This is a genomic window from Cupriavidus sp. TMH.W2 (assembly GCF_050847365.1).
Lineage (GTDB): Bacteria > Pseudomonadota > Gammaproteobacteria > Burkholderiales > Burkholderiaceae > Cupriavidus.
This window is the reverse complement of the sequence record NZ_CP193792.1, coordinates 3,594,406-3,616,989: the sequence shown is the minus strand read 5'-3', so window position 1 is coordinate 3,616,989 and position 22,584 is coordinate 3,594,406. Positions and strand designations below refer to the sequence as shown.

19 protein-coding genes are annotated in these 22,584 nt (G+C 67.7%); 6 read left to right on the top strand and 13 right to left on the bottom strand.

Features of this window, described 5'->3' with window-relative positions; genetic code table 11:
- Positions 1-80: 80 nt before the first annotated feature.
- The 6 genes from ypfJ to gcl all read right to left on the bottom strand — a co-directional run bounded on the left by ypfJ (position 81) and on the right by gcl (position 8,065).
- Positions 81-959 carry a KPN_02809 family neutral zinc metallopeptidase gene (gene ypfJ / locus ACREYQ_RS16700; protein ID WP_432258618.1) on the bottom strand — a complete coding sequence of 293 codons (879 nt, stop codon included), beginning with the start codon at positions 957-959 and terminating at the stop codon, positions 81-83.
- Between the two features lie 240 nt (positions 960-1,199).
- Positions 1,200-2,663: a pyruvate kinase gene (gene pyk / locus ACREYQ_RS16695; RefSeq protein WP_432258617.1), complete on the bottom strand. Its 1,464-nt coding sequence runs from the start codon at positions 2,661-2,663 to the stop codon at positions 1,200-1,202.
- A 108-nt stretch (positions 2,664-2,771) separates the two neighbouring features.
- Positions 2,772-4,094: a glycerate kinase type-2 family protein gene (locus tag ACREYQ_RS16690; protein ID WP_432258616.1), complete on the bottom strand. Its 1,323-nt coding sequence runs from the start codon at positions 4,092-4,094 to the stop codon at positions 2,772-2,774.
- An 81-nt stretch (positions 4,095-4,175) separates the two neighbouring features.
- A complete protein-coding gene (gene glxR / locus ACREYQ_RS16685) occupies positions 4,176-5,090 on the bottom strand; it encodes a 2-hydroxy-3-oxopropionate reductase (RefSeq protein ID WP_432258615.1) in 915 nt (304 codons plus the stop codon).
- A gap of 263 nt (positions 5,091-5,353) precedes the next feature.
- Positions 5,354-6,136, bottom strand: a complete 783-nt coding sequence (gene hyi / locus ACREYQ_RS16680) for a hydroxypyruvate isomerase (RefSeq protein WP_432258614.1) — start codon at positions 6,134-6,136, stop codon at positions 5,354-5,356.
- 144 nt (positions 6,137-6,280) lie between these two features.
- A complete protein-coding gene (gene gcl / locus ACREYQ_RS16675) occupies positions 6,281-8,065 on the bottom strand; it encodes a glyoxylate carboligase (RefSeq protein WP_116383811.1) in 1,785 nt (594 codons plus the stop codon).
- A gap of 294 nt (positions 8,066-8,359) precedes the next feature.
- On the opposite strand from gcl, the gene ACREYQ_RS16670 reads away from it, so the two are divergent.
- Positions 8,360-9,076 (top strand): hypothetical protein, encoded by a 717-nt coding sequence (locus ACREYQ_RS16670; protein ID WP_432258613.1) that lies wholly within the window; start codon positions 8,360-8,362, stop codon positions 9,074-9,076.
- Between the two features lie 10 nt (positions 9,077-9,086).
- On the opposite strand, the gene ACREYQ_RS16665 is transcribed toward ACREYQ_RS16670, so the two are convergent.
- Together ACREYQ_RS16665 and ACREYQ_RS16660 are read right to left on the bottom strand one after the other, a co-directional pair.
- Positions 9,087-10,298, bottom strand: a complete 1,212-nt coding sequence (locus ACREYQ_RS16665) for a M20 aminoacylase family protein (RefSeq protein ID WP_432258612.1) — start codon at positions 10,296-10,298, stop codon at positions 9,087-9,089.
- A gap of 26 nt (positions 10,299-10,324) precedes the next feature.
- Positions 10,325-11,635 carry an MFS transporter gene (locus tag ACREYQ_RS16660; protein WP_432258611.1) on the bottom strand — a complete coding sequence of 437 codons (1,311 nt, stop codon included), beginning with the start codon at positions 11,633-11,635 and terminating at the stop codon, positions 10,325-10,327.
- 249 nt (positions 11,636-11,884) lie between these two features.
- On the opposite strand from ACREYQ_RS16660, the gene ACREYQ_RS16655 reads away from it, so the two are divergent.
- The 3 genes from ACREYQ_RS16655 to ACREYQ_RS16645 all read left to right on the top strand — a co-directional run bounded on the left by ACREYQ_RS16655 (position 11,885) and on the right by ACREYQ_RS16645 (position 14,205).
- On the top strand, positions 11,885-12,835 hold the full coding sequence (locus ACREYQ_RS16655) for a LysR family transcriptional regulator (RefSeq protein ID WP_432258610.1): 951 nt from the start codon (positions 11,885-11,887) through the stop codon (positions 12,833-12,835).
- Between the two features lie 63 nt (positions 12,836-12,898).
- Positions 12,899-13,819: a LysR family transcriptional regulator gene (locus ACREYQ_RS16650; RefSeq protein ID WP_432258609.1), complete on the top strand. Its 921-nt coding sequence runs from the start codon at positions 12,899-12,901 to the stop codon at positions 13,817-13,819.
- Positions 13,820-13,836: 17 nt separating this feature from the next.
- On the top strand, positions 13,837-14,205 hold the full coding sequence (locus ACREYQ_RS16645) for a DUF2784 domain-containing protein (RefSeq protein ID WP_432258608.1): 369 nt from the start codon (positions 13,837-13,839) through the stop codon (positions 14,203-14,205).
- Between the two features lie 10 nt (positions 14,206-14,215).
- On the opposite strand, the gene ACREYQ_RS16640 is transcribed toward ACREYQ_RS16645, so the two are convergent.
- The 5 genes from ACREYQ_RS16640 to ACREYQ_RS16620 all read right to left on the bottom strand — a co-directional run bounded on the left by ACREYQ_RS16640 (position 14,216) and on the right by ACREYQ_RS16620 (position 19,570).
- Positions 14,216-15,052, bottom strand: a complete 837-nt coding sequence (locus ACREYQ_RS16640) for a crotonase/enoyl-CoA hydratase family protein (RefSeq protein WP_432258607.1) — start codon at positions 15,050-15,052, stop codon at positions 14,216-14,218.
- Between the two features lie 97 nt (positions 15,053-15,149).
- Positions 15,150-15,929, bottom strand: coding sequence for an enoyl-CoA hydratase-related protein (locus ACREYQ_RS16635; RefSeq protein WP_432258606.1), 780 nt, complete (start codon positions 15,927-15,929; stop codon positions 15,150-15,152).
- A 48-nt stretch (positions 15,930-15,977) separates the two neighbouring features.
- Positions 15,978-16,781: an SDR family oxidoreductase gene (locus ACREYQ_RS16630; protein ID WP_432258605.1), complete on the bottom strand. Its 804-nt coding sequence runs from the start codon at positions 16,779-16,781 to the stop codon at positions 15,978-15,980.
- 657 nt (positions 16,782-17,438) lie between these two features.
- Positions 17,439-18,131, bottom strand: a complete 693-nt coding sequence (locus ACREYQ_RS16625) for a GntR family transcriptional regulator (RefSeq protein WP_432258604.1) — start codon at positions 18,129-18,131, stop codon at positions 17,439-17,441.
- A 47-nt stretch (positions 18,132-18,178) separates the two neighbouring features.
- On the bottom strand, positions 18,179-19,570 hold the full coding sequence (locus tag ACREYQ_RS16620; protein WP_432258603.1) for a C4-dicarboxylate transporter DctA: 1,392 nt from the start codon (positions 19,568-19,570) through the stop codon (positions 18,179-18,181).
- A 425-nt stretch (positions 19,571-19,995) separates the two neighbouring features.
- On the opposite strand from ACREYQ_RS16620, the gene ACREYQ_RS16615 reads away from it, so the two are divergent.
- Positions 19,996-21,252, top strand: a complete 1,257-nt coding sequence (locus ACREYQ_RS16615; RefSeq protein ID WP_432258602.1) for an allantoate amidohydrolase — start codon at positions 19,996-19,998, stop codon at positions 21,250-21,252.
- A gap of 54 nt (positions 21,253-21,306) precedes the next feature.
- Positions 21,307-22,575, top strand: coding sequence for a M20/M25/M40 family metallo-hydrolase (locus tag ACREYQ_RS16610; RefSeq protein ID WP_432258601.1), 1,269 nt, complete (start codon positions 21,307-21,309; stop codon positions 22,573-22,575).
- Positions 22,576-22,584: the final 9 nt, after the last annotated feature.

Sequence of the window (22,584 nt, the reverse complement as noted above, 5' to 3'; positions counted from 1 at the left end):
GCATAGCGAGCCCGCCTGCGCGTGCGCCATGTTGATGGCGGCTGCGTGGCCGAAGCCTCTTGTGCGGGTTACGCCCGCGACTACAGGTCGCGCGACGCGAAGGTGTCGCACTTGCGGAGATCGCCGGACTCGATGCCGCGGCGCAGCCAGCGCACGCGCTGTTCGCTGGAGCCATGGGTAAAGGCTTCCGGCACGACATAACCCTGCGCCTGGCGTTGCAGCCGGTCGTCGCCGATCGCGGCGGCGGCCTTCAGGCCTTCCTCGACATCGCCCGGTTCCAGCAGCTGCTGGTTGGCACGCTGCGCGGTGGTGGCCCAGACGCCGGCCAGGCAGTCAGCCTGCAGCTCCATGCGCACTGACAGCTGGTTGGCCTGCGCCTCGCCCATGCGGCGGCGCGCGCTGTCGACCTTGTCCGATACGCCCAGCAGCTTCTGCACATGGTGGCCGATCTCGTGCGCGATCACATAGGCCTGGGCGAAGTCGCCGCCCGCGCCGAAGCGCTGGCGCAATTCGTCATAGAAGGCCAGGTCGAGATAGACCTTCTGGTCACCGGGGCAGTAGAACGGGCCCATCGCCGACTGGCCGGTGCCGCAGGCCGTGGGCGTCGCACCCGAGAACAGCACCAGCGTGGGCGGCGCATAGCGGCGGTTCAGCTGGGTTTCAAAGATGTGCTGCCAGGTACGCTCGGTATTGCCCAGCACCTTGCGCGTGAACACGGTCATGTGATCTGTCGCCGGCGGGCGGCTCACCTGCTGATGTTGCTGCTGCGGGCCGGAGCCCTGCAGCACCGAGGCGCCCTGCATGATCAGCCTCGGATCGATGCCGAAGAAATACGACGCCGCCAGCGCAATGACGATGGTGCCGATGCCGATGGTCTTCGGCCCGGCGCCGAACCCGCCGCCGAATCCGCCGCGGCGGTCTTCAACGTTCTGGCTTTCGGCTTCGTCATCTAGGCGCATGGGGGCTCCGGGATAGGGGGGGTGTTTGACTTGGGGAGGTGGCAATCAGTATAGCAATCCGGGGATTGGTGCTGCCTCCGCCATCAGCCGGGCACATCCAGGCGCACAATAAAAAAGACACCACCCACTTACCCTGGAGACGGGCAACGCAGGCGGTGTGCGGCAAAAAGAAAGAAACCGGGTTTGCACCCGGTTCCGTCAAGACCTGAACGTTCCGGGACGGGAACGCAAGCAGCGTTGTCAGGCCAGGGCAGCCTCACGCGCAGCCGGTGCGGCTGCCGCCGCGCTGGCACCCACTTCGGCCACGCGCAGCAGGTTGGTGGTTCCACCCTGTCCGAACGGCATGCCCGCGGCAATGGTGATCTGGTCGCCCGGTGCGGCATAGCCTTCGGCCACCGCCGCGCGCGTGGCGGCTTCGACCATTTCGTCCACGCTCTGCACATCCGGGCTCACGGTGGAGTGGATGCCCCACGCAATCGCCAGGCGGCGCGCGATCTCCAGGTGGGGCGTGATGCTGACGATCGGCGCGCACGGCCGCTCGCGCGCCGCGCGCAGCGCGGTGGCGCCCGAGGACGTATAGGTTACCGTCGCGGCCGCGCCGATGATCTGCGTGACTTCGCGCAGCGCCGCGCAGATCGCATCCTGGCGCGTGTTCAGCGGGGTCTCGTGCTGGGCGTCGAGCAGGTTGCGGTAGAGCGGATCGCGCTCCACCTCGGTGACGATGCGGTTCATCATCGACACCGCCGGCACCGGGTAGCGGCCGTTGGCCGACTCGGCCGACAGCATCACCGCATCGGCGCCTTCATAGATGGCGCTGGCCACGTCCGACGCTTCGGCGCGGGTCGGCACCGGCGAGTCGATCATCGATTCCAGCATCTGCGTGGCGATCACCACCGGCTTGCCCAGCTGGCGGCACACGCGCAGGATGCGCTTCTGCACGCCGGGCACGCGCTCGGGCGGCAATTCAACGCCGAGGTCGCCGCGCGCCACCATCACGGAATCGGACACGCGCACGATCTCTTCCAGCTGCTGCAGCGCGGCCGGCTTTTCGATCTTCGACAGGATGCCGGCGCGGGTGCCGACGATCTCGCGCGCCTCGACGATGTCCGACGGGCGCTGCACGAACGACAGGCCGATCCAGTCGGCGCCCAGCGACAGCGCGAAGTCCAGGTCCTTGCGGTCCTTCGCGGTCAGCGCGGGGATGGGGATCACGGCGTCGGGCACGTTCACGCCCTTGCGGTCGGACAGCGTGCCGTTGTTGGCCACGCGCGTGGTGATGGTGCCGGTGGTCACGGCTTCGATCGACAGGCGTACCTTGCCGTCGTCGATCAGCAGCGACTGGCCCGGCTGCGCGGCGGCGAACAGCTCGGGGTGCGGCAGGTGGACGCGGGTGCCGTCGCCCGGCGTGGGATCGCTGTCAAGCACGAACACGTCGCCGGTACGCACCGCGACCTTGCCCGCGGCAAAGGTGCCGATGCGCAGCTTCGGGCCCTGCAGGTCGGCCAGGATGGCGATCGGGCGGCCGGTCTCGGCCTCGACCTTGCGCACGGCGTCATAGCGCGCGCGGTGGTCTTCGTGCGTGCCGTGGCTGAAGTTGAGCCGGAACACGTCGGCGCCCGCCTCGAACAGTTCGCGGATCACCGCGATGTCGGTGCTTGCGGGTCCAAGCGTGGCTACGATCTTCGCTTTGCGCTGGCGTCTCATGATGTCTCCTCTTCCATTCTCGGACGGCGCGCCACGTGGCGCGCCGGGTAATGCTGTTCAGGTGAACTACAGCTTCGCTACGACGGTACTGCGCTGGCTGCCGCGGGCTTACACGATCAGGATCGCGCGGAAGTCATTCACGTTGGTACGCGTCGGGCCGGTGACGATCAGGTCGTCGACGCCGGCAAAGAAGCCATAGCCGTCGTTGTTGTCCAGGTGCGCGCGCGCCGACAGGCCGCGCGCGCCGGCGCGCGTCAGCGTGTCCGGCGACAGCATCGCGCCGGCGTTGTCCTCGGAGCCGTCGATGCCGTCGGTGTCGCAGGCGATCGCGTGGACGCCGGGCAGGCCGTCGAGCGCTACCGCCAGCGACAGCAGGAACTCCGCATTGCGCCCGCCGCGGCCCTTGCCGCGCACGGTCACGGTGGTCTCGCCGCCGGACAGGATCACGCAGGGCTTGCTGAAGGGCTGGCCGCGCTGCGCAACCTGGCGCGCAATGGCGGCATGCACTTCGGCCACTTCACGCGCTTCGCCTTCGATGCAGTCGGACAGGATGTGGGCCTCGTAGCCCAGTTCACGCGCGCGCGCGGCTGCCGCTTCCAGCGATTGCTGCGCGGTGGCCAGTGTCACGTGACGGTGGCCGTCGAAGCGGGCATCGCCGGGCTTGGGCGTTTCGCCAGCGCCGCTTTCCAGGTGGGCGCGCACGTTGGCGGGGACTTCAATGCCGTACTTGGCGATGACGGCCAGCGCGTCGGCGCAGGTGGTCGCATCGGGCAGCGTCGGGCCGCTTGCGATCAGGGTCGGGTCATCGCCGGGAATATCGGAAATCAGCAGCGTCTCGACGCGTGCCGGGGCGCAGTGCAGCGCCAGGCGGCCGCCCTTGAGGGCCGACAGGTGCTTGCGCACGCAGTTCATTTCGCCGATGCTGGCGCCGCTCTTGAGCAGCGCCTTGTTGATCGCCTGCTTGTCGGCCAGCGTCAGGCCGGGCGCGGGTGCGGCCAGCAGGGCCGAGCCGCCGCCGGAGATCAGGCACAGCACCAGGTCGTCGGCGCTCAGGCCCTGCACCAGTTCCACCATGCGTTGCGCGGCGCGCTGGCCGGCTTCGTCGGGAACGGGGTGGGCGGCTTCCACCACTTCGATGCGCTTGCAGTCGGCACCGTGGCCGTAGCGCGTCACCACCAGGCCCGACAGCTCGCCTTGCCAGTTGGCCTCCACAGCCTGCGCCATCGCGGCAGCGGCCTTGCCGGCACCGATCACCACGGTGCGGCCCTTGGGCGGCGCGGGCAGGTGCGGCGGCAGGCAGTGGCTGGCGCTGACGGAAGCGACCGCGGTATCGAACAGGTCGCGCAGCAGCGCGCGGGGACTGATCTGTTCGGGATGGCCTGCCGGGCGCTGGGGCGACAGCAGGGCGGCTTGGGGTTCGGTGGCGAGCATGAGGAATCCTGGTACTGACTGGGTACAGACTGACAGCGAAAGCGTGTCGTCCCCGCGGGGCGGGGACGACGGAGTTACTGCTTACTTGGCGATCTGGTGGTTGGACATGATCTCGATCGCGCGGCACAGAGCCGAGTGGTCCTGCTTGCCCAGGCCGTTGGCCGAACAGGTGTTGAACAACTCCTGCGCGGTGGCGGTGTTGGGCAGGGCCACGCCCAGCGCCTTGGCACCCTGCAGCGCCAGGTTCAGGTCCTTCTGGTGCAGTTCGATGCGGAAGCCCGGGTCGAAGGTGCGCTTGACCATGCGCTCGCCGTGCACTTCCAGGATGCGCGAGGCGGCGAAGCCGCCCATCAGCGCCTGGCGCACCTTGGCCGGATCGGCACCGGCCTTGGAGGCGAACAGCAGGGCTTCGGACACGGCCTGGATATTCAGCGCGACGATGATCTGGTTGGCCACCTTGGTGGTCTGGCCGTCGCCGTTGCCACCGACCAGCGTGACGTTCTTGCCCATCAGGTCGAACAGCGGCTTGACCTGGTCATAGGCTTCCTGCGGGCCGCCGACCATGATCGTCAGCGATGCAGCCTTGGCACCCACTTCACCGCCCGACACCGGCGCGTCCAGGTACGAAGCACCCAGCTTGTTGATGCGCGCGGCGAAGTCCTTGGTGGCGATCGGCGAGATCGAGCTCATGTCGACCACGATCTTGCTGTGGCTGGCTTCCTTGCCGGCAGCCTTGAACGCGGCGGCCACGCCCTTTTCGCTGAACAGCACGGCTTCGACGTGCGGGGTGTCCGGCACCATGATGACGATGATGTCGGCACGCTTGGCGACTTCCTCGGCGCTGGTGCAGACGGTCACGCCTGCATCGACCAGCGCTTGCGGGGCCGGGTTGACGTCATGCACGAACAGCGTGTGGCCGGCGGCGCGCAGGTGGCCCGCCATCGGTGCGCCCATGATGCCCAGGCCGATGAAGCCGACGTTGCGATTGGTTGCCATTGTGATGTCTCCTCAGATTGAAAAACTAAAACGAAGCCAGCGGTTTTGGGTGCGCCAAAGCCGCCCGAGCTAGCCTAAGCAAGGTGTTCTCCCTCTCCCCTCATGGGGAGAGGGTTGGGGTGAGGGGTGGGCTAGCTAGGAGCCACATCAAGCGGAGCCAACGGTTTTGGAAGCCCCGTGGCTCCGGCAAGCCCCCGCCCTCACCCCTCTCCCGCGAGCGGGAGAGGGGCGCAAACAAACGGGATTTGAAAGGCGACGAGCAGTTACTGCACGCCGTGCGCAGCCCGCCAGCCCAGCCCCGCTTCCGTCGTGGTCTTGGGCTTGTACTCGCAGCCGATCCAGCCGGTGTAGCCGATCTCGTCCAGGAACTTGAACAGGAAGTGGTAGTTCAGCTCGCCGGTTCCCGGTTCGTTGCGGCCGGGGTTGTCGGCCAGTTGCACGTGCTTGATCTTGGGCAGGTTGGCCTTGATGGTGTTGGCGATTTCGCCTTCCATCCGCTGCATGTGATAGATGTCGTACTGCACGTACAGGTTGGGCGCGTTGACCTGGTTGATCAGGTCCAGCGCCTGCTGCGTGCGCGACAGGAAGAAGCCGGGGATGTCGAAGGTATTGATCGGCTCGATGAGCAAATCGATGTGCTCGGCGGCCAGCGCGCTGGCGGCGAAGCGCAGGTTTTCCACCAGCGTTTCCTGCGCCTGCTCGCGCTTGACGTTCTGGGGCTGGATGCCGACCAGGCAGTTCAGCTGGCGCACGCCCAGCACCTTGGCGTACTTGATGGCCTCGCCCACGCCGTCCTGGAATTCGCCGACGCGGTCCGGGTGGCAGGCAATGCCGCGCTCGCCCGCGTCCCACTTGCCGGCGGGCAGGTTGTGCAGCACCAGGTCCAGCTGGAAGCGGTTCAGGCGGTCAGCAATCTGGTCCGCGTGGAACGCATACGGGAAGAGGAATTCCACGCCACGGAAGCCCGCGCGCGCGGCGGCTTCGAAGCGGTCGAGAAAACCCACTTCGTTGAACAGCATGGTGAGGTTGGCCGCAAGTTTAGTCATTTGTCATCTCCTGTGACTTGGTCTTTGTTCGTCGTTCCCGCGCAGGCGGGAACCCAGTGACTTTTGAAGACGCTGGATTCCCGCCCACGTGCCCTTTGGGTATGCGCGGGAATGACGTATCGGTCTGCAAGGGGCGGTAAGGTCTTACGCCGTTTCCACTTCTTCCTTCAGGATCGCTTCCTCGATGTCCTCGAGGTCTTCGATCGGCTCGAACTCGTTGACGTTGTCGATCTCGGTGCCCATCGCGATATTGGTCACGCGCTCCAGGATCACCTCGACCACCACCGGCACCGAGAACTCGGCCATCAGGTCGCGCGCTTCGGCGAAGGCCGGGGCGATGTCTTCCGGCTTGAACACGCGGATCGCCTTGCAACCCAGGCCCTCGACCACCTTGACGTGGTCCACGCCGTAGCCGTTCAGCTCAGGGGCGTTGACGTTGTCGAAGGCCAGCTGCACGCAGTAGTCCATCTCGAAGTTGCGCTGCGCCTGGCGGATCAGGCCGAGGTAGGAGTTGTTCACCACCACGTGGATGTACGGCACCTTGAACTGCGCGGCCACGGCCAGTTCTTCGATCATGAACTGGAAGTCGTAGTCGCCCGAGATCGCCACCACGTCCGAATCCGGCGAGGCGGTCTTCACGCCGATCGCGGCCGGGATGGTCCAGCCCAGCGGGCCGGCCTGGCCGCAGTTGATCCAGTGGCGCGGCTCGTTGACCGACAGGAACTGCGCGGCGGCGATCTGCGACAGGCCGATGGTGCTGACATAACGCACGTCGCGCGGGAAGTACTGGTTCATCTCGCGGTACACGCGCTGCGGCTTGACCGGCACGTTGTCGAAGTCGCTCTTGCGCTGCATGGTGCGGCGGCGCTTCTGCACGTCGGCCACCCACGACTTGCGGCACGGCAGGCGGCCGGCCATCTTCATTTCGCGGGCGACTTCGACGAACAGCTCCAGCGCGGCCTTGGCGTCGGAGACGATGCCCAGGTCCGGACCGAACACGCGGCCGATCTGGGTGGGCTCGATATCGACGTGCACGAACTTGCGGCCCTTGGTGTAGACGTCGACGCTGCCGGTGTGGCGGTTGGCCCAGCGGTTGCCGATGCCCATCACGAAGTCCGAAGCCAGCAGGGTGGCGTTGCCGTAGCGGTGCGAGGTCTGCAGGCCGACCATGCCGGCTTGCAGCGGGTGGTCGTCGGCCAGCACGCCCCAGCCCATCAGGGTCGGCACCACCGGCACGTTGACCAGCTCGGCGAACTCCACCAGCAGTTCCGACGCGTCAGCGTTGATCACGCCGCCACCGCACACGATCAGCGGGCGCTCGGCCGCGTTCAGCATCGAGATGGCCTTCTCGATCTGGGCACGCGAGGCCGCCGGCTTGTACGGCTGCAGCGACTGGTAGGTGTCCACGTCGAATTCGATCTCGGCCACCTGCACGTCGAACGGCAGGTCGATCAGCACCGGACCCGGACGGCCCGAACGCATGATGTGGAACGCCTGCTGGAACACCTGCGGCACCAGGGCCGGCTCGCGCACGGTCACGGCCCACTTGGTCACGGGCTTGGCGATCGATTCGATATCGACGGCCTGGAAGTCTTCCTTGTACAGGCGGGCGCGCGGGGCCTGGCCGGTGATGCAGAGGATGGGGATCGAATCCGCCCAGGCCGAGTACAGGCCGGTGATCATGTCGGTGCCGGCGGGGCCCGAGGTACCGACGCAGACGCCGATATTGCCGGGTTCGGCGCGGGTGTAGCCTTCGGCCATGTGCGAGGCGCCCTCGACGTGGCGGGCCAGCACGTGATTGATGTTGCCCGACTTGCGCATCGCCGAGTAGAACGGGTTGATGGCAGCGCCCGGCACGCCGAATGCCGTGGTCACGCCTTCCTTCTCCAGCACGGCGATTGCCGCGTCGATTGCTCTCATCTTTGCCATGATCTTGTCTCCGGTAATGGTGGGAATTTCGCTGGAGTCGATCCTATTCCCGCAAGCGGGGTGGGATAAACAGAAGGGAGATCAGTTGATTCGATACCTGGGGTACGCAATTTCGCCTTGGAAGCCTGATCGGACGGTCGGCGGGCGTACGCCGGGGTACGCAATTGGATATATGGTGTGACGGTGCGGGCACGAAGCGCAGCGGTGGGTACGGGCCGGCGCACTTGCAGCGGCCGTGATCCGCCGTTGCGCGGTGCGGCAAAATGGCGGGATTCCTCGCCATCCGGGCCGACCATGTATTCCAGGCTGCCATCTACCTACGAACTGCTTGAAGCGCTCAACGCGCCCACGCCGCGCGCGCCGGCTGCCGATCCGGCGCGCGCCAGCCGCCCCGGGCGCGTGCTGTGGGCAGCCTTTATCGCCGCGCTGCTGGCGACCCTGCTGAGCGGCGCGGCCCTGGCTTTCTGGCGGCTGTGGCTGAAACACCCGCTGCCGCTGTGGTCGCTGCGCACCTTCGAGGCGCTGCTGGCCTTGTCGGCCGCCTGCTATGTGGGTACGGGGCTGGCGCACTCCGGCACGGTACTGGCCAGGCTGCGCAACCCGCTGCGCTGGCAGGCGGCGGAGATGGACCGCCAGCGCGCGGCCGAAGACGCGCTGCTGCGGCAACTTGCGCGCATCCCGCCGGCGCAGCTGGCAGCGCGGCAGCGGCGCGTGGCCCTGCAACTGCGGCTATGGGAGGGGGCGGCGCGCACGGTGGGGCTGCTGCTGGCACTGGCGCCCGCCGCCGCGGTGCTGGCCAGCGCCTGGCGCACGCTGCCGCTTGCGCAGCAGATGGTGCCGATGCTGCTGTGGGGCTATGGGGTGATGCTGATCGCCGGCGGCGCCAGCTACCTGTACCTGCACGTGCAGTGCAGTCGGCCGTTGCGGCGGCTGGCTTATGTGCTGGGCGAGGCCGCGCAGATGAATGCCGAGCTCGACACCCGTCGGGGCGCAGGGCCCCGGCAAGCGTGATCAGCCGTGATCACGCCGCAAGATAGGTCTGCACCAGCCGCACCCAGGCCGCCGCGCCCAGTGGCAGCACCGCGTCGTTGAAGTCGTAGCCAGGGTTGTGCACCATGCAGCCGCCGAATTCGCCTTCGCCGTTGCCCAGGATCAGGTAGCAGCCGGGCACGGCGTTCAGCATCCACGCAAAGTCCTCGCTGCCGTTGAGTCCCTTCGGCGCCTGCGTGACCACGTTGGCGGCGCCGACCAGCTCGGTGCAGACGCGCTGCGCCAGCAGCGTTTCGGCCTCGGCGTTGACCATCGGCGGCGTCAGCTGGCGGTAGTCGATCTGGGCTTCCACGCCATGCGCCTGCGCGGTCAGCGCGACGATCTCGCGGATGCGCTGCTCGACCAGTGCGCGCGTGTCGGGCCGCGCGGCGCGCACGTTCAGGCCCAGCGTCACGGTTTCCGGGATCACGTTGTGCGTGGCGCCGCCGCGGATAAAGCCGACCGATACCACCGCGGTGTCGTCCGGCGCGACATTGCGCGCGACCACGGTCTGCAGCGCGGTGACGATGGCGGCCGCCGCCGCGATCGGGTCGCGCGCGCGATGCGGCATCGCGCCGTGCCCGCCCACGCCGCGCACGGTCACGTCGGCCACGTCCGACGACAGGCTTACCGGTCCCGGCAGCACGCGGAAGGAGCCCGCGGGCACGCCCGGCATGTTGTGCAGCGCAAAGATCGCGTCGCACGGGAAGCGCTCGAACAAGCCGTCCTCGATCATCGCGCGCGCGCCGCACAGGTTCTCTTCGTCGGGCTGGAAGATCAGGTTGAGCGTGCCGTCGAAGTCAGGCTTGTCGGCGATCGCCCTGGCGGCGGCCAGAAGGATCGCGGTATGGCCGTCGTGGCCGCATGCGTGCATCTTGCCGGGCACGCGGCTGGCGTAGGGCAGGCCGGTGGCTTCGGCGATCGGCAGCGCATCCATGTCGGCGCGGATGCCGAGGCGGCGCGTGCCGCTGCCGCGCCTGAGCTGCCCCACCACACCGCTCTTGCCGACGCCGGTGTGCACCTCGTATCCCCATTCGGCCAGCAGTGTCGCCACCAGCTTGCTGGTTGCGCCCACTTCGAAGCCCAGCTCCGGCTGCGCGTGGATCTGGCGGCGGATGCCGACGAAGGTGTCGGCGTCGATGCCGATGGCGGGCAGCAGGTGCGGCAGGTACTGGAACGGCTTGAGTGTCGGGGCGCGGGTCATGGGTCGGTTCTCCGGAAGGGTTGATTTCAATGGGCGCGGGTTTCGCGGATGCGCGATACGGCCAGCAGCGTGATCACGCCGCACACCAGCATGTAGAGGGCGGGCGACATCGGATTGCCGGTACGCGCCAGCATCCAGGTCACGATGAACTGCGACGAGCCGCCGAACACGGTAACACCCACGCTGTAGATCACCGACAGGCCGCTGGCCCGCACGCCGGCGGGCAGCATTTCAAGCATCATCAGGAACATCGGCGTGGTGCCCAGGTTGACCAGCGCGGTCAACAGCGCCGACACGCACAGCACCAGCGGCACGCTCGGATAGGCATTGATCAGCCAGAAGGCCGGATACACCGCCAGCATGCTGAGCACCAGCGAGGCCACCACCAGCGGCTTGCGCGCGGTGAGCCGGTCGGCCAGGCGGCCGGCAAACAGTGACACCGCAGTCAGCGTCAGCCCGGTGACGCAGCCGGACAGGAACGACAGCGATGCCGGCATATGCAACACGCGGATCATGTAGGTGGGCATGAAGAACACCACCAGGTACATGGTGGCCGTGCCTGCGGTGGTCGCCAGGATGCCCTTGAGCACGGTGGCCCAGTGGTTGCGGAACAGCTCGCCGAGCGGGCTGGGCGCGTCGGCGTCGGCCTGGTGAGTTTCATCGAGATGTGCGCGGATATACAGCCCCACGGGCGCGATCAGCAGGCCAACCAGGAACGGCAGGCGCCAGCCCCAGCTTTCCAGCGACGCGGTGGGCAGCACGGCATACAGCGTGGCGCCGGTCAGCGCACCCAGCATCGCCGAGATGCCCTGGCTGCCGAGCTGCCAGCTCACGCGCCAGCCGCGGCCCCTGACGCCGCCTGCCTCCATCAGCATCGCGGTGGAGGCGCCGATCTCGCCGCCGAGCGAGAAGCCCTGCAGCAGCCGGCCGGCCAGGATCATCAGCGAGCCGAAGATGCCGGCCGACGCATACGGCGGCGCCAGCGCGATGCACAGCGTGCCCGCCACCATCAGGCCGATGGTCAGCGTCATCGCCGCCTTGCGTCCGCGCCGGTCAGCGTAGCTGCCGATCAGCACGCCGCCGAGCGGGCGCATGATAAAGCCGATGCCGAAGGTGGCCACCGCCAGCAGCAGCGAGCCATAGGCGCTGTCCGAGGGAAAGAACAGCTTGCCGATCAGCAGCGAGAAGAAGCTGTAGACGGTGAAGTCGAACATCTCCAGCGCATTGCCCAGCGAGCACGCCGCGATCAGGCGGAACTGGCTTTGCGTGCGGGGGGCGCTGGCGGCGGCGGGAGCGGCGGCGACGGTGGCGGGTGTCGCGAGGGTGGCGTCGTTCATGCAGGGTCTCCACGAACTGGTGGGGGCGGCACGCGCGGCGGGCTGGTGTATTTGGGTCCCGACGGGAAAATGCGCGTGGCAGTCAGGTTGGCAACCTGTGGCGCTGAGTATTCAGGCAAACGGGCCGGGACAAAAAATCATATATTTTCATCCTGATAACCAGATCGAATCACCGTCATAACTGGTGTTGTCCCGGTATCGGGAAAACTACTGAAGGCGCGCGGCAACCTGGAACAAGAGGCGGAAACCATGAAACTGCATCAACTGCGGGTCCTGCTGGCCGTCGCCGAGCACGGCAGCATCCACGAAGCGGCGCGCGCGCTGCATATCTCGCAGCCGGCGCTGTCCAAGGCGATCGCCGAGCTGGAGCGCGAACTGGGCGTCACGCTGCTGTCGCGCTCGGTGCGCGGCGTCAGCCTGACCGCATACGGGCTGGCGCTGGTCAAGCGCGCCAGCGTGGTCGAGCAGGAGCTGCGGCATGCGCTGGAAGACATCGAATCGATCCGCGGCCATGCCGAGGCCGAGCTGAACATAGGCTTCACCGCGGTGGCCTCGAGCGGCCCGCTGCCCGCGGCCATGGCGGCATTCCGGCAACGCTTCCCGAACGTGGCGCTGCGCGCCTTCGAACTGCGCCCGCAGCAGATCCAGGAAGGCCTGCGCGAAGGGCGGCTGGACCTGGGGCTGATTTCCACCAACAGCGGCCCGGGCTCGGCCTCGCTGCAATGGGAGCCGCTGTTCTCGGTCGGCATGAAGCTGGCGGTGCGCGCCGGGCACCCGCTGCGGCGCGCGCGACGGCTGCGGCCGCTGCACGACGCCGACTGGCTGGTGCTGGATCCGGTCGACGATGCCGGCAGCCCGCTGGCCAGCCTGATGCGGCTGCACAGGATGGAAATGCCGCGCCGGGTGGTGCAGAGCGCGTCGAACCTGCTCGGGCTGCAACTCGCCACCCGTACCGACCTGATCAGCATGTGGTCGGACTTCGTCTTCCATGGCACTGGCGGCCCGCTGCAGCTTGCCAGCGACCAGTTGGTACCGCTGCCGATCCAGGACGAGCTGCCGGATTTCCACGTATTCCTGGTCTATCGCTCAGTCGACCTGATGACGCACGTCTGTGCGGAATTCAGCCGGGAAGTGCGGCATTGTGCCTTCGAACGCCGCGCCGCACCGCTCGCCATGCGCCGGGCCCGATCCGCGTCATAAGCGCCGCCGGGATGCCAAGGCGGCGCCGATGCCGCACAATGGCGCCCGGGAGACGAATATCCGATGGACAAACTCAAGCAAATCGAAGCCTTTATCGCCGTGGTGGAGCACGGCAGCATGGCGGCCGCGGCGCTCACGCAGAACGTGACGCCGGTGATGATCGGCCGCCGCATCAACGCGCTCGAAGCCCGCATCGGCGTCAAGCTGCTGCACCGGTCCACGCGCCGCATTGCCGTGACCGAGCAGGGCGCGGTGTTCATGGAGCAGTGCAAGAAGGCGCTGGCCGACCTGGACCGCGCCGAGATGCTGATCGCCGAAGGCAAGCACAAGGCCACCGGCCACCTGATCGTGTCGGCACCGGCGGCGTTCGGGCGCAAGCACGTGGCGCCGCACGCGCCGGCGTTCCTGGCGGCCAACCCGGAAGTGCAGATTTCCTTCAACCTGACCGACCGCGTGGTCGACCTGGTGCGCGAAGGCTATGACGTGGGCATCCGCATCGGCGGCGCCATCGACCCGAACTTTGTCGCGATCAAGCTGGCGTCGAACAAGCGCGTGGTGTGCGGCACGCCGGCCTACTTTGCGAAGCATGGGGTGCCGCAGACGCTGGACGACCTGGCCCAGCACAACTGCCTGGCGTTCAACCTGCAGGGCGGCCAGCAGCGCGGCTGGTACTTCAGCCAGAACGGCAAGGCCGTGACCGTGCGCGTCAACGGCAACCTCGACTGCAACGACGGCGAATTGCTGCACCGCTGGACCGGCGAGGGCCTGGGCCTGGGCTGGCGCTCGACCTGGGAGATCCTGCCGCAGCTGGAGAGCGGCGAGCTGATCACGGTGCTGGACGAATACGCGCTGCCCGCCTACGACATCCTTGCCGTGTACCCGCAGCAGCGCCCGGTGCCGGCCAAGATCCGCTTCTTCATCGAGCACCTGAAGGCGCAGTTCGCGCGTCCGGGCTACTGGATGGACACGGCGGGCGGCAACTGAGGCCGCTGCCGGGCGCGATGCCGATCACAGCCTGGCTGGCCGACCTGGTGGTCATCGTGCACGGGCTGTTTATCGTGTTCGTGGTGGCGGGCGGCCTGCTGGTGTTGCGCTGGCCGCGCGTCGCATGGCTGCACCTGCCCGCGGCGGCGTGGGGCGTGCTGATCGAATGGTCCGGCTGGATCTGCCCGCTGACGCCGCTGGAAAACACGCTGCGCCAGGCCGCGGGACAGGCCGGCTACAGCGGTGGTTTTGTCGAGCGCTACCTGTTGCCGCTGATCTATCCGGCGGGGCTCACGCCCGCGGTGCAGCTGTGGCTGGGCCTGGTGGTGCTGGCGGTCAACGTGGCGGTCTATGCGCTGTGGTGGCGCCGCCGGCGCCACCACTGAGGGCGCTGCTTCAGCCCGCGGGCTCGAAGCGCGGCGCGCGCTTCTGCATATTGGCCAGCACCGCCTCGCGCTGGTTGGGCGAGCCGACCAGCCGGTCCTGCTCGTCGGACTCGGCCTGCAGGATGGCGGCGTTGTCGCCGCGCTCCACCACCGCCATCAGGCGCTTGGCCGCGCGGATCGCATGCGGGTTCTTCTGCGCCGCCTGGCGCGCGGCTTGCAGCGCCGCGGCGCGCGGGTCGTCGGCCAGGTAGGTGCCCAGGCCCAGTTCGCAGGCTTCCGTGCCGTTCAGCACGCGCGCGCTGTAGATCAGCTCGCGCAGCACGTCGGGGCGCACCAGCCCGCGCGTAAGCACCATGCCGGCCATGTCGGGCACCAGCCCCCACTTCATTTCCATCACCGACAGCCTGGTATCGGGCGCGACATAGCGCACGTCCGCGCCCAGCGCCACCTGCAGCCCGCCGCCAAAGGCCACGCCGTGGACCGCGGCAAACACCGGCACCGGCAGTTCGCGCCAGACCATGCAGGCGTATTGCGGCCGGTTGGAGATGCCATTGGTGCGCTTGCCGAGGCGGCCGGCGCCGATGCTGTCGTTGTGGGATTCGCCGCCACCGTCCGACAACATGCCGGCCATGCGGTCCATGTCCAGCCCCGCGCAGAAGGCGCGGCCTTCGCCGGACAGCACCACCGCGCGCAGGTCGGGCATGCGCGCGAGTTGCTCGCCGGTCTCGATCAGGGCATCGAACATGGCCTGGTCGAGCGCGTTCATCTTGTCGGGGCGGTTCAGGCGGACATCGGCGACGCCGCCTTCGATCGTGACGAGGATACGTTCGTTGCTGCTGGCGCTCATGCGCTGGCTCCTTGGGATGCGGGTTCTATGTTGGATGGCGATGCGCCGGCGGGTCGACAAAGACCACGTCGTCCGGCGCCGCCAGCGCACCGTACGCTCAGCGGCCCTTGAACTGCGGCTTGCGCTTCTCCATGAAGGCGGCCACGCCTTCCTTGCAGTCTTCGCTGCGGCTGGCGCGCGACTGCAGCGTGGCTTCCACTTCGAGCTGCGCGCCCAGGTCGTTGTCGAAGCTCTGGTTCAGGGCTTCCTTGATCATGCCGTAGGCCATGGTCGGCATGGTGGCCAGGTGGCGGGCCAGCTTGCCGGCCTCGTCCTGCAGCGCATCGTCGGCGTGGACCTTCCACACCAGGCCGATGCGCTGGGCTTCCTCGGCATCGATCTTCTCGGCCAGGATGGCCAGCGCGCGGGCGCGCATCTCGCCGGCATAGCGCGGCACGAAGTAGGTGCTGCCGGCGTCCGGGATCAGGCCGATCTTGGAGAATGCCTGGAGGAAGCTGGCCGAGCGGGCCGCCAGCACCACGTCGCCCGCCAGCGCCAGGCTCATGCCGGCACCGGCGGCCACGCCATTGACCGCGGTGACGACCGGCTTGGGCATCTGGCGCAGCGCCATGATGATCGGGTGGTAGCGTTCGCGCAGCAGCGTGCCGGAGTCGGTGATGCCATCCTTGCCGCGCGCGGCCAGGTCGGCGCCGGCGCAGAAGCCGCGGCCCGCGCCGGTCAGCAGCACGGCGCGCACGCTGGCGTCGCCGGCGGCGCGCTCCACGCCCTCGCGCAGTTCGCGCATCAGGTCGCCGTTCATCGCGTTGAGCACGTCCGGGCGGTTCAGGGTCAGCGTGGCCACGCCTTCGCTGGCTTGATAGAGGACGGATGCGGTCATGGTGGTTCTCCTTGTTGCTTGGTCGTGGTTCGGTGCGGGTGCGGAAATCTACTGCGGCGTCTTCAGCGCGTCGGCCGAGGCGTCGCCCAGCTTGCTGCCGCCGTCGCAGTCGAGGATGGTGCCGGTGACGTAGCGGGCGTTGTCGCTGCTCAGGTACATCGCGGCATCGGCGATATTGTCCTTGGTGCCGTAGTCGCGCAGCGCCAGGCGGGCCTTGTAGCGGGCCTCGATCTCGGCCGTGGGCGCGAGGCGCGCCATGCCTTCGGTGTCGGCGATCGGGCCGGGCGAGATGCCGTTCACGCGCACCCCGGCCGGGCCCCATTCCATGGCCAGGCATTTGATCAGCATGTTGATGCCGGCCTTGGCGGCGCAGGCATGGGCCTGGAACATCATGGCGTTGACCGCCTGCGGCGCGGTGATCGCGATCAGCGACGCGCCCGGCTTGCTCAGGTGGTCGAAGCTGGCGCGGAATACGTTGAAGGTGCCGAGCAGGTCGATATCGACCACGGTCTTGAAGGCATTGGCCGACATGCCCACCACCGGCGCCAGGAAGTTGCCTGCGGCGCCGGAGATCACCACGTCGATCGGCCCCAGTTCATCCCGGGCGCGCGCAAAGGCCGCTTCCACGGCAGCATAGTCGCGCACGTCGGCGGCCATGCCGATGGCGGTGCCGCCGGCCGCGGTGATGGTGCCGGCGGCGGCCTGGATGCGCTCGGCGGTGCGGCTGATCAGGGCCAGCCTGGCGCCGGCGCGCGCGAAGCCGTGCGCGATGCCGAGGTTGATGCCGGACGAGGCGCCGGCGACGAATACGGTCTTGCCGGCAAAGGCGTCGGGGCGGAAGGCACTGGGCATGGGAAGTCCTCTCGATCGATGGTCAGGGCGAAATCCAGGGCAACGCGCTAGCGCTAATGCCGTTCGTCAACGTATCAAACGCTACGTCATTCCCGCGCAGGCGGGAATCCAGCGTCCTTTAAAGTCACTGGGTTGCCGCCTTCGCGGGAACGACGGTGCTAATTCAACGGCGTCAGGTGCCAGCGCCGGCGGCGCTGCTGCACGGCAGGGATGGCGCGATGGCGCATCACGGTCTCCATGTTTCTGTTCTGGTGCGCGTCCGCCCGGATGCTGCGGCGCCGGCCTCTGGCTTGGGCCCCTGGCATCCTAACCCGAAGCCGGGATTCGATTTTGCCTGCTGGCGGCAACGCCGGGCGACGCGGGCGCAACAACAGGCTGCGCCGTGAGCGCCGCCGGGCGCTGCAAATGGCTGGCGGGAACGGGAAAACGGATGCCGGACGGCGTTGCGGCCAAGGCGGGGCAGGGCGCTATTCCGCGGCGCAAAACCCAGTCCTCGGAAAAAAGAAAGCCCGCACACCGTTGCAGCGTGCGGGCAGCCTTCCGTCGATGAGGTGCCGGAAGGCGGAGTGCTCATGAAGTGCGCCCCCGCGTCTTCATGGCGGGGTCAAGTGTGCGCGTGAACGGCGGGCGCCGCTTTGACCCACGTCAAGCGCCGGCTTATGCCAGCAGCGCGGTCACCAGGTCCTTGCCGCGCGCCACCGGCGGAGTTTCCTCGAAATGCAGTGCGCCTTCCACGTGGCCCAGGTGGTCCACCATCAGCCTGACGGCGCGCTCGACATCGCCGGCCCGGGCGGCCTCGATGAATTCGCGGTGTTCGTCCGACGAGCAGGCCGCGTCGCGCCGCGACTGGTACAGCATGGTGATGACCGCGCTGCGCGCCGACAGCTCGCGCATCATCTCGGTCAGCACGCCGTTGCCGACCACCTCGGCCAGCACGATATGGAAGTCGCCCAGCAGCCGCGTGCGCACCTGGGCGTCGCTGCCTGCCAGTGACTTGCGCTCGGCCGCCAGGTGGCGGTCGATGCGCTTGTAGTCGGCGGCGGTCGCCTTGGCGACGAACTCGCGCGCCAGCGCCGCCTCCAGGATGCGGCGCACCGCGAAGACCTCGCGCGCCTCTTCGGCGCCGGGCTTGGCCACGAAGGCGCCCTTGTCCGGCACGATCTGGATGACCTTGTCCTTGGACAGCATCAGCAGCGCCGCGCGCACCTTGGTGCGGCTGACGCGGTAGACACTGGCCAGGGCCTCCTCGCGCAGCTTGGTGCCGGGCGGCAGGCGGTGCGAAACGATGGCCGCGACTATGTCTTCGGCGATCGCTTCGGCGGTCATGGCAGGATCAATATGCTCAGGCATGGCAGCGCACTTGCGCAGAGGCTGCGCGGTTGATGAGATGCGTGATTCTATCGCCCCGGCACGGCGACGGGAGAACCGGCGTCCGTGCTGTCTTCCGCCATCGCGGCCAGGCCGGCATCGAGGTCGGTCGCCTCGATGGTGCCGTTGAGCACGCCATGCGCCCGTTCACGGTCGATATCCTTCTCCCAGGCGGCCACCACCACAGTGGCCACGCAGTTGCCGATCAGGTTGCCCAGCGCGCGGGCGATGCCGATGAACCAGTCCACCGACAGCACCAGCACCAGCCCGATCGCGGGAATGGCCGGGTGTGCGGACAGCGTCGCGGCCAGGATCACGATGGCCGAACCGGGAATGCCGTGCGCGCCCTTGGAGGTGACCAGCGCCACCGCCAGGATGCCGAGGAGGTCCGGCAGCGACAGCGGGGTGTTGGTTGCCTGGGCAATGAACACGGCCGCGAGCGTCAGGTAGATCGAGAAGGCGTCAAGGTTGAATGAGTAGCCGGTCGGGATTACCAGGCCCACCACAGATTTCTTGATGCCCATGAACTCGAGCTTCTTCATCACCTGTGGCAGCACGCTATCGGAAGATGCCGTGCCCAGCACCACCAGCAGCTCGGCGCGCAGGTAGCGGATCAGCTTGATCACCGAGAAGCCGCACAGCCGCATGATGGTGCCGAGGACCACCAGCACGAACAGGGCCACCGCGCCATAGAACAGCATGACCAGGAAGCCGAGCTGCTTGAGCGAACCGATGCCGTACTTGCCCACCGTGAACGCCACCGCGCCCAGCACGCCGAGCGGCGCGAGCTTGATGATGAAGCCCATCATCTTGAACATGGTGTGCGAGAAGTTGTCGATCAGCCTGACCAGCGGCCGCGCCGGCTCGCCCACCAGCGACAGCGCGCAGCCGAACAGGACCGAGACCAGCAGCACCTGGAGCACGTCGCCGCTGGCGAATGCGCCCATGATCGTGTTGGGGATCAGCTTGAGCAGGAAGTCGGCCGTGCCCGAGCTCTTCACCTTGGTGGCGTTCTCGATATAGCCGGCGATGGCCGAGGCATCGAGCGAGCGCGGGTCCACATTCATGCCGGTGCCCGGATGGAACACGTATGCGAGCAGGATGCCCAGCGCCAGCGCGATGGTGGTGACGATCTCGAAGTACACCACCGCCTTGATGCCGACGCGGCCGACCTTCTTCAGTTCGCCGGCGCCGCAGATGCCGGCAACCACCACGCAGAAGACGATGGGCCCGATCAGCATCTTGACCAGCTTGATAAAGGCGTCGCCCAGCGGCTTGAGCTTGGCGGCGAATTCGGGGAAGAACAGGCCAAGTAGCGTGCCGATCACCAGGGCGATCAGCACCTGACCGAACAGGGAGCGGGTGAAGCGGGTGTGCAGGCGAGCGCCGGGGCCGGGCTGCGAGGGAACTGCGTGCTGCATGGTTGTCTCCGTACCGGGCCGGTCCGGCGCCTGTGCATTGGCTGGCGCTGGCTGGCCCATCTGATCCAGGAATCACCGGCGGCCCCGTACTGCTCTGCTGGCGGGTGGCTGCCGGCCTTACGTTCCGTGCGGGGCTTCCCGGTCGGGAGCACGCCACTTCGTGGACAGCCCCCCTGTTGAGGCGGAATCCACGCAATCGACTGTCCGGACCGGATTGTCCGCAGCAGATTGTCTGAACATGGAAGCGAATATAGTGCATATCATTTTTGTATGCAATTTTTGAATTCACTGTGCTAACATAAATCGCACAGAATAGAGCTTCGGCCCGGGCGCCCCGCCCGCGCCGGCAGGCCTCCGGCAGACGCCGGCGGGCCTTGCCGGACCACCCGCCGCGGCGTTCACGCACTTCCAGCAGGAGACAACGCATGGCAGCAAAACCGTCGCCGTCCGCCGCAGAGACTGGCACGCGCATCATGGCCTGGGCCGACGCCCTGGCCGTCCACACCGAGCAGCCTGGCATGCTCACCCGTACCTACCTGACCGAGGCCCACCACGGCGCCGCCGCGCAACTGACCGAATGGATGCAGCAGGCCGGCATGACGGTGCGGCGCGACGCAGCCGGCAACGTGATCGGCCGCTACGAGGGCGCCGTGCCGGACGCGCCGGCGCTGCTGACGGGTTCGCACTTCGACACCGTGCGCGACGGCGGCCGCTATGACGGCAACCTGGGCGTGATCCTGCCGACCGCTTGCGTGGCCGAGTGGAACCGCCAGGGCAAGCGTTTCCCGTTTGCGATCGAGGTGGTCGGCTTTGCCGAGGAAGAGGGCGTGCGCTTCAAGGCCACGCTGCTGGGCAGCCGCGCCATCGCCGGCACCTTCGACAACAACGTGCTGGACAACGTCGACGACAGCGGCAAGACCATGCGCCAGGTGATGCGCGAGGCTGGCTTTGACGCCGCCGCCTTGCCCGCCGCCAAGCATGACCGCAGCAAGGTCGCGGCCTTCATCGAAGTCCATATCGAACAAGGCCCGGTGCTGCTCAACGAAAACCTGCCGGTAGGCGTGGTGACCGCCATCTCCGGCGCCACCCGCTTTATCGTCGAGCTCGAAGGCCTGGCCGGCCACGCCGGCACCGTGCCGATGGACATGCGCCGTGATGCGGCCATGGCCGGCGCCGAGATCGGCCTGTATATCGAGAAGCGCTGCGGTGGCAAGCCGGGCCTGGTCGGCACTGTCGGCCAGTTCAACGTGCCCAACGGCGCCACCAACGTGGTGCCTGGCCGTGCCGTGTTCTCCATCGACATCCGCGCCGGCGTCGACGCCGAGCGCGAGGCCGCCGTCAACGACGTGCTGGCCGAGATCGAGCGCGTCTGCGCGCGCCGCAACGTGCGCTCGCAGATCCGCAAGACCCACGAGGCGAACAGCGTGCCGTGCGCCCCGTGGCTGCAAGAGCAATGGGCCGCCGCCATTGCCCGCCAGGGCGTGCCGGTGCGCCACCTGCCGTCTGGCGCCGGCCACGACGCCATGGCCATTGCTGCCATCGCCGACGTCGCCATGCTGTTTGTGCGCTGCGGCAACGGCGGCATCAGCCACCATCCCACCGAAACCATGACCGCCGAGGATGCAGCCTTGTCCGCGCGCGTATTCAGCGATTTCGTCGAGCACTTCCGGCTGCCGCAATAAGTCCGCGCCCGGAAGCCCCACCCGAACCCTCCTCAGTAGTTACGAGAACAAGTCATGACCGCACGAGACAATATGAACCCCACTGAAACCACGCTGACGCAGTTCATCGACCAGCACCGTCCGCAACAGGAAGCCTTCCTGGCCGAACTGGTCAAGGTGCCCTCGGACAACCCCGCTGGCGACTGCGACGCCCATGGCAAGCGCGCCAAGGAACTGCTGGAGGGCCTGGGCTTTACGGTGGAAGCGCACAAGGTGTCGGACGAGCTGGTGAAGGCCGCCGGCATGATCAGCGCCACCAACCTGATCGTGCGCAAGCAGTTCGGCACGGGCGGCCCGACCATCGCCATGAACGCCCACGGCGACGTGGTGCCCCCCGGCCTGGGCTGGACCAAGGACCCGTACGGCGGCGAAGTGGCTGACAGCGAGCACGGCCCCGTCATGTACGGCCGCGGCGTGGCGGTGTCCAAGTCGGACTTCGCCACCTACACATACGCGGTGCTGGCGCTGATGGAAGCCGAGAAGCAGGGCGCCAGGATCAACGGCGCGGTCGAACTGCAGTTCACCTATGACGAAGAAACCGGCGGCGACATCGGTCCCAAGTTCCTGCTCGACAACAACCTGAGCAAGGCCGACTACGCCATCTCGGCCGGCTTCTCGTACGGCATCACCTCGTCGCACAACGGCTGCCTGCACGTCGAAGTGACGGTCAAGGGCAAGCAGGGCCACGCCGCCATGCCGCACACGGGCGTGGACGCGATCGAAGCCGCCACCCACATCCTGCAAGCCATCTATGGCCTGCGTGCCGAGCTGGCCACGCGCAAGTCCAAGGTGCCGGGCATCGACACCGCCACGCTGAACGTCGGCCTGATCAAGGGCGGCATCAACACCAACGTGGTGCCTGACCTGGTGACGTTCCGCGTCGACCGCCGCATGATCCCCGAGGAAATCGGCTTCGACGCAGAAGGCGAGCTCCGCGCCGTGGTGGAAAAGGCCGCCAAGGACCGTCCGGGCATCGAGGTGAAGGTCGAGCGCATCATCCTGGCCGAGCCGCTGTCGGAACTGCCGGGCGTGGAGAAGCTGATCGGCGCCCTGAAGAGCCGTGCCGAGTCCGTGTTCGGCGTGGAAATCCCGGTGCAAGGCGTGCCGCTGTACACCGACGCCCGCCACTACACCAAGCGCGGCATCCCGACGGTGCTGTACGGCGCCGGCCCGCGCACGCTGATGGAAGCCCGCGGCCACAACTCGGATGAGAACCTGCGCCTGAACGACCTGAACCGTGCGACCAAGGTGGTGGCACTGGCGCTGTCGGACCTGATGAAGTAAGTCCTTGGC